Origin of the sequence: Candidatus Cyrtobacter comes, assembly GCF_034470605.1 — a bacterium.
Classification (GTDB): domain Bacteria; phylum Pseudomonadota; class Alphaproteobacteria; order Rickettsiales; family Midichloriaceae; genus Cyrtobacter; species Cyrtobacter comes.
In genome coordinates this window covers 1-6,589 of record NZ_JARGYT010000068.1, presented here as the reverse complement: position 1 = coordinate 6,589, position 6,589 = coordinate 1, and the positions used below count along the sequence as shown (strand labels likewise).

Below are 6,589 nucleotides of genomic sequence, written 5' to 3'. Positions count from 1 at the left end.
GAAACAACCTTTTATCCATCTAAATACCATATTTATCGCCTCCAATATAATATTGCATCTTTTCCATTATTTGGCAAAACCTTTGTTAACAGTGCCTAAGAAAATAAAAAACCCTTCTGACCGCATGGTAACAAATTCCCTATAAGAACACAACACAAGAGAATTACTGTTCGCTATAAGAGATATAACTTTGATCATTATTAAAGAACATAATTGATGGTTAAAAGCAGTATTTTCCTGATATTTGTTAATCTTTTCTTGATTTATCTTGTGGCGGTAGCTTTTTCACTAAACTTAAATTAATACAGCTAAAGCGTCATAAAATAGTGTTAATCTTGTAAATACTTTAATTGAGTTAAGTTTAATCAAATTACCTTTGATGTAATCATTTTATACTGCTATAGCTATACTGAACACTACTAACCGTATTTATTAAGTGAGCAAGATCTATATATGATATATAGAATTGAAATATTGGTACCGCACCTTAATCTTTTTGCCATAATTATGTATTATTGAGCTTAGTAATTTTTGAAAGTGGATGTTTATCAAAAACAAGATCTGTAGATTCCTTATTAGTAGTCTTAATATATATTTGTGTTGATGAAATATCAGAATGCCCTAGCATTTCCTGTACTATTCTTATATTTGCACCATTCTTTAACATATGGGTAGCAAAAGAGTGTCTTATTTTATGCGGTGATACTATTGAAGGATCAATACCTGTCTTTAGTGCAAGTTCCTTAAATATTTGCCCGACTCTTTGTCTTGTAAGTTGTGTGGCCTTCCCCTTTTTGTTAGTGGAGGCAAATAGAAATCTTGAGGTTTGACCATTTATAAATTGCTTTCTGATTAATATATAACTATCTAATGCTTCGCATGCCTCTTCATGTAATAATGCTATTCTTTCTTTCTCTCCTTTTCCTTTTATCACAGTACATCTAACCTCTTTTGAATTTACAATGGTCTTTTGTACGGAATTTAGATTTAACGATAACAGTTCTGAAACCCTCATACCTGTTGAGTAAAGAATCTGTATTATTGCATTTGTTCTTATACCGCTTTCCGAAATATCTTTCTTAGCACATTCAAGGAGCTTTTCTATACTCACTCTTGAAAGTGCTTTCGGCAATGAAACGGGCTTTTTAGGAGACTCTATTCCAGATGTTGGATTTAATTTACATATACCATCAGAAACAAGAAACAAGAAGAATTGTTTTATTGCCGATATTTTTCTAGAGATACTTCTTGGATGTAGGCATGAAATACTTGATATGTATTTCTCTATTTCAAAAAATATAACATCTTTTAAATGTTTATTTAGATTTTTTATATAGCATAAAAAATGCTCAATATCAGATTCATAGGCAACTACAGTATGTTGTGATGCAAAACGCTCAGATAGCATCATTTCACGAAAATTATTTAGCAATAATAGGTTATAATCATGAGCAGATATCTTAACCCTCTCCATAGCCTACTATATTTAATGTGCAAATATATCTACAGAATCCCATCCCATAACATCAAGTATTGCTCTAGTTACCACAGCTTCAAAACACTTCTTTGCAATGATACTTCTACCCTCCCTTTTTAGTAATTTATCCAACTCGCCTTTAATATTATGTAAATGCAGCACATCATTAGCTGCGTAATCTATTTGTTCGCTAGTTAAAATATCCGAACCCCAATCAGAGGTTTGCTGCTGCTTTGATATCCTTACACCTAACAGTACCTGACATAATTCTCTTAAACTATGAGAATCAGTATAAGTCCTTGAAAGCCTTGATGCTATCTTTGTACAATATATATTCTTGGTTTCTGTATTAAGGTATTTATATATTATACCAACATCAAACCTTGCGAAATGAAATATCTTTAATCTAGACTCATCTTCTAAAAGTGATTTTAAAACTGGTGAATCATATTTAGGATCAGGGAAATGAACTATATGAACATTACCATTTGCATCGCAAAGCTGCACAACACACAATCTATCCCTTGTATAATTCAGACCCATCGCTTCAGTATCTATAGCGATGCTGCCTTTAATCTCTATGTTCTTTGGTATATCATATGTATGGTAGCTAAGCCTCATTATATAAAAATTATTTAACGTTAATTAATTTTAAGGTTATATAGCCTTCAACATTTAATTACAAATCGATTCTTTAAAAAGTGTATTTAATAGTTGGGTTAGGCAATATAGGTGAGAAGTATAGTGATACCAGACATAACATCGGGTTTGCTGCTGTTGATCTTATTCACAGAGAATATGAGTTTGATGAATTTAAGGTGCGGAAAAAATCCCTTATAAGTAGCGGCACTATAAATACACAGAAAATATCACTGTTGAAACCGTTAACATATATGAATAATTCTGGTATAGCTGTTAGCGAATTTGTTTCGTTCTATAAAATACCATTGCAAAATATTCTTGTAATTTATGATGATATGGATATTGAGTGTGGTAAAGCAAAGTTTAAATTTGCCGGGGGAAGCGCTGGGCATAATGGTATAAAATCCATAGATGCACATGTTGGTATTGATTATTGGAGACTTAGAATTGGTATATCAAAACCTAAATTTGCGGATATATCAAATTATGTGCTGAGTAAATTTACCGAAGAACAGATATCTGTTATATCTGGCGTGTTGCAAAAGATATCTAAAAATATAGATTTGGCTCTCTTGGGTAATAAAGATAAATTTCTTAATTCTATTAAATAAAAATATTGTGAGCATAAAAAAGTATGGCATAGTTGGTCTTCCCAATGTTGGGAAATCTACTTTATTTAATGCGCTAACAAATAGCTTATCTGCTGCTGCTGAAAATTACCCATTCTGCACAATAGAGCCAAATATTGCAGTAGTTTCTGTTCCTGATGAAAGGTTGCATAGGTTGGCTAAAATTGCAGGTTCTCAAAAAATAATTTCAACTCATGTTGAATTTGTAGATATAGCGGGTCTCGTAAAAGGGGCTAGTAAAGGTGAGGGTTTAGGCAATAAGTTTCTTTCACATATAAGGGAAGTTGATTGTATAATATACGTGTTAAGATGTTTTCATGATGAAAATGTAACTCATGTTGAGGGCAGAGTAAATCCAATTGAAGATTTGCAAATATTAAGGATGGAGTTTATGCTTGCTGATATAGAAAGTCTTGAAAAACGGATTCCAAAACTTACAAAGATGGCAAGGCAAGATAAGGAAGCTGTGGCTATATTAAAGGTGGCTGAGAGTTTAATACAGACTCTATCAGCTGGTAACCCAGTTTCTTCTATTATGAACGAGGAAAATAGCGCAATAATAAACTCTTTTCAGCTTCTTAGTAGTAAAAAAGAATTATATGTCTGTAATGTTAATGAATCTGAATGCGTCAGTGGGAATGATTTTTCAAGGCAATTTAATGAATTCGTAAATAATACCAGTATAGTGCTATCTGCAAAAATAGAACAAGATATTGCTAATATGACAGATGAGGAAGAAAAGAAATGGTTTATGGAGCAGTACGGAATTAAAGACAGTGGATTAAATAAGTTGATAAGGCTTGCTTATGACACCCTTGATCTTATAACGTTCTTTACTATTGGGCCTAAGGAAGCTAGGGCTTGGTCTATTGAAAATGGAATCAATGCACCAAAAGCTGCGGGATGCATACATACAGATTTTGAGAAAGGGTTTATACGTGCAGAGGTGATAGGTTATGAAGATTACATAAGTTATGCAAGCGAGGCTGAGATTAAGGCGGCTGGAAAATCAAGGCTTGAGGGTAGAGATTATATAATGAAAGATGGTGATGTGGTGCATTTTAGGTTTAATGTATGATGAAAGAATTATTGCTTGAAATATATAGTGAAGAAGTTCCTGCATTAGCTCAAGAAAAAGGGGCGCAGACGCTCTTTTCCTCTATAGTAGATAGGCTAAAAGATAAGGCTGGGGTGGTAGTAAGCGGTATGTTTTATCATACACCTACGCGTATAGTTATAGTGCTAAACAACTTGCCGGATACGATTCAAAAAAAAGATGAAATGATAAAGGGGCCAAAAGTTCAAGCTCCTCAGGCTCATATTAGTGCATTTATGAAAAAACATTCCATCTCACTTATTGATGAATTAGAAATAGTTGAGGGATTTTACTATATTAAAAAAGCTAATAGTGAGGATTGTTTGAAGACCGAGCTTGCAAATATAATTGTAGATTCATTAAAAGATATAGTATGGCCAAAATCCATGAATTGGGCAGGATATTCACTAAAATGGATAAGGCCATTGAAGAATATCTTATGTTTATTGCAAGGAGATATAGTAGATCTGCAATTTGGGCATATAAAATCTAATAATATTACTTTTGGGCATAAATTCTTATCTAATAGATCCATTGAAGTTATCTCATTTAGCGATTATGCATCAAAACTTAGAAATAACTTTGTTGAATTTGATCAGTTAAAAAGAAGGTCTAAAATCCTTGATGAATTATATAATTTTGCAGAAGATAATAATCTAAAATTAATAGAAGATGAGGCGCTTATAGCGGAAATTGTTGGAATTACTGAATATCCTTCTGTACTGTGCGGTGAAATAGAGCGGAGGTATATGCTTCTCCCTGAAGAGATTTTAATAGCCTCTCTGAAGAATCATCAAAAAATCTTCATGTTTAGAAATGCAGATGGCTTATTAGCATCTTTTTTTGCTCATGTAATAAATACGGAATACAATGAGGAGATAATGCATAATACAAAAAAAGTTATAACTGCAAGACTCAATGATGCGGAATTTTTCTTTAATCAAGATTTAAAAAAGGGATTGGATTCCAATATAAGTGAGATTAAAAGAATGGTATTTCACGAAAAAATAGGTTCGGTATATGAAAAATCAGAATCAACAAAATTATTAGCCGGCCTTATTGCGAAACAATTGGATCTAGATACGCAAAAAGTAGATAGGGCTGCTCAGCTAGCAAAGCTAGATTTAGCAACAGAGGTTGTGGGCGAATTTCCTGAATTGCAGGGTATAATGGGATGCATATATGCCATTCATCAAGGGGAAGATCATGAAGTTGCCCTTGCAATAAAAGAGCACTATATGCCAAGGGGTAGATCAGATGTGCTACCAGAGACACTTATTGGTGCAGTTCTTGCAATGGCAGATAGGTTAGATACGCTGTGCCATATGTTTCGAATAGGAATAAAGCCAACAGGGTCTAAGGATCCATATGCATTAAGAAGAGCTGCCATTGGCTTTATAAGAATAGAGGAAAAATTTTCTTTAAATATAGGGCTTGAGTCTTTTGGTATTTTAGAAGAGGTTATAGAGTTTATTAATAGTAAAAGAGATATGAGTTAGACATACCATTTTCTTGGCTTTTTGTTATATTTTATCACGTAAGTGTTAGTTATAGCTAAAGCGTCATAAAAATGGTACATGACTAATTTGAAAACACCTTGGTTATCATTGGGCTAAGTTTAACAAAATTACTTTTTATGTAATCATTCTATACCGCCTTAGATATATTGTAAAATAAAGAGAAGGTTTGTTTTAGCTCCATATTTAAATAATGACATAAACCTGGGTAGCTATACTGCTCTACTAGTCCCCATAAAATCTTCACAGCTCTTTTTTAGATTGCTTATAGTGAGTTTAGTAACCTGATTAATGTTTTGGGTGGATTCCATATACCTAGAGAGCGCCCAATCTACAACGGTCGCCCCGCTTCTGCAGGTGTCTTTTATCTTAGCAGTTGCATCTTGCCTGTTATCTGGAGATTCTTCTATATCATTAGCTATATAAACTCGTAAACATAAATTCAGATAACTATCTGAATTTAGGAAACTTTCTAATGTCTTTCTGCTTTCGTCATCAAGATATGGAAGCGATTTTAGTAAAATCTTATAAAACTTTTTTGCCAATATGGATTCTTCACTTGTCATGCTATTCATATGTGTGTGCATTATTGGGGCGGTTATCATGCATTTCAAATCATAAATATCTTGAGATTCTTTTCCCAAAGCTACAGCAATTTTTGATTCTTGCATATAAAGGAAAATCTCACTTTTTACTTCATATGGTTTAGCCTCTTGTAGAATGTTATATGTAATATTTAAAAACTTATTATAAAAATCTTGAAATGTTTTGTCTGTATTATATCTGTATTCCATTTTATTCTGCGAGGATGAAATAGTTGCTGATCCTATCAGTGCATTTATAGTAATTTCGAGCCCATTCTTTTCATAATCGTCTAATAGTTGTAGTAAATTGGTTAGATGTTCTTCTTTCACCCCAATCCCTTCAAAGACATTATTGACAATTCGACTTATTTCACCGAAAAGTATACTTAGTACCGTACCATGGTATTCTCGATCTATATTTAGCGCATTTAAGTATTCAATAGTATGTATACGCATAGACTCCAGTTTTATAGATAAATCATCAATCATATTCTTTTCATAATGAAGCATTTGATAAAAGATCTCAGATAATGCAACCCTCTCTACTTCAGCCTTCAGGGCTGCAGCTTCTGCTTCTGCAACCCTTGCTGCTTCAACCTTCAGGGCTGCAGCCCTCTCTGCTTCTGCAGCCCTTGCTGCTTGCC

6 protein-coding genes are annotated in these 6,589 nt (G+C 33.2%); 3 read left to right on the top strand and 3 right to left on the bottom strand.

Going from position 1 to position 6,589, the window contains the following annotated elements; translation table 11 throughout:
- Positions 1–505 precede the first annotated feature (505 nt).
- On the bottom strand, positions 506–1,474 hold the full coding sequence (locus tag Cyrtocomes_RS04730) for a tyrosine-type recombinase/integrase (RefSeq protein WP_322498046.1): 969 nt from the start codon (positions 1,472–1,474) through the stop codon (positions 506–508).
- Between the two features lie 12 nt (positions 1,475–1,486).
- Positions 1,487–2,098: a ribonuclease D gene (locus Cyrtocomes_RS04725; protein WP_322498045.1), complete on the bottom strand. Its 612-nt coding sequence runs from the start codon at positions 2,096–2,098 to the stop codon at positions 1,487–1,489.
- 80 nt (positions 2,099–2,178) lie between these two features.
- Here Cyrtocomes_RS04725 and pth point away from each other — a divergent pair, with 80 nt between their 5' ends.
- Genes pth through glyS form a run of 3 tightly spaced genes read left to right on the top strand, consistent with a single transcriptional unit; the run spans position 2,179 to position 5,343 of the window.
- A complete protein-coding gene (pth, locus tag Cyrtocomes_RS04720) occupies positions 2,179–2,730 on the top strand; it encodes an aminoacyl-tRNA hydrolase (RefSeq protein WP_322498044.1) in 552 nt (183 codons plus the stop codon).
- 13 nt (positions 2,731–2,743) lie between these two features.
- On the top strand, positions 2,744–3,826 hold the full coding sequence (ychF, locus tag Cyrtocomes_RS04715) for a redox-regulated ATPase YchF (RefSeq protein WP_322498047.1): 1,083 nt from the start codon (positions 2,744–2,746) through the stop codon (positions 3,824–3,826).
- On the top strand, positions 3,823–5,343 hold the full coding sequence (gene glyS, locus Cyrtocomes_RS04710) for a glycine--tRNA ligase subunit beta (RefSeq protein ID WP_322498043.1): 1,521 nt from the start codon (positions 3,823–3,825) through the stop codon (positions 5,341–5,343). Before ychF ends, glyS begins: the two co-directional genes overlap by 4 nt.
- Before the next feature lie 230 nt (positions 5,344–5,573).
- Here the strand turns inward: glyS and Cyrtocomes_RS04705 are convergent.
- The coding region (locus Cyrtocomes_RS04705) for a hypothetical protein (protein WP_322498042.1) at positions 5,574–6,589 on the bottom strand (1,016 nt) is incomplete at its 5' end.

What these genes read in the sequence shown, in the direction of transcription:
- Cyrtocomes_RS04730 (WP_322498046.1), bottom strand. Translation starts at nt 1,474, where the DNA reads ATGGAGAGGGTTAAGATATCTGCTCATGATTATAACCTATTATTGCTA.
- glyS (WP_322498043.1), top strand. Translation starts at nt 3,823, where the DNA reads ATGATGAAAGAATTATTGCTTGAAATATATAGTGAAGAAGTTCCTGCA.
- Cyrtocomes_RS04725 (WP_322498045.1), bottom strand. Translation starts at nt 2,098, where the DNA reads ATGAGGCTTAGCTACCATACATATGATATACCAAAGAACATAGAGATT.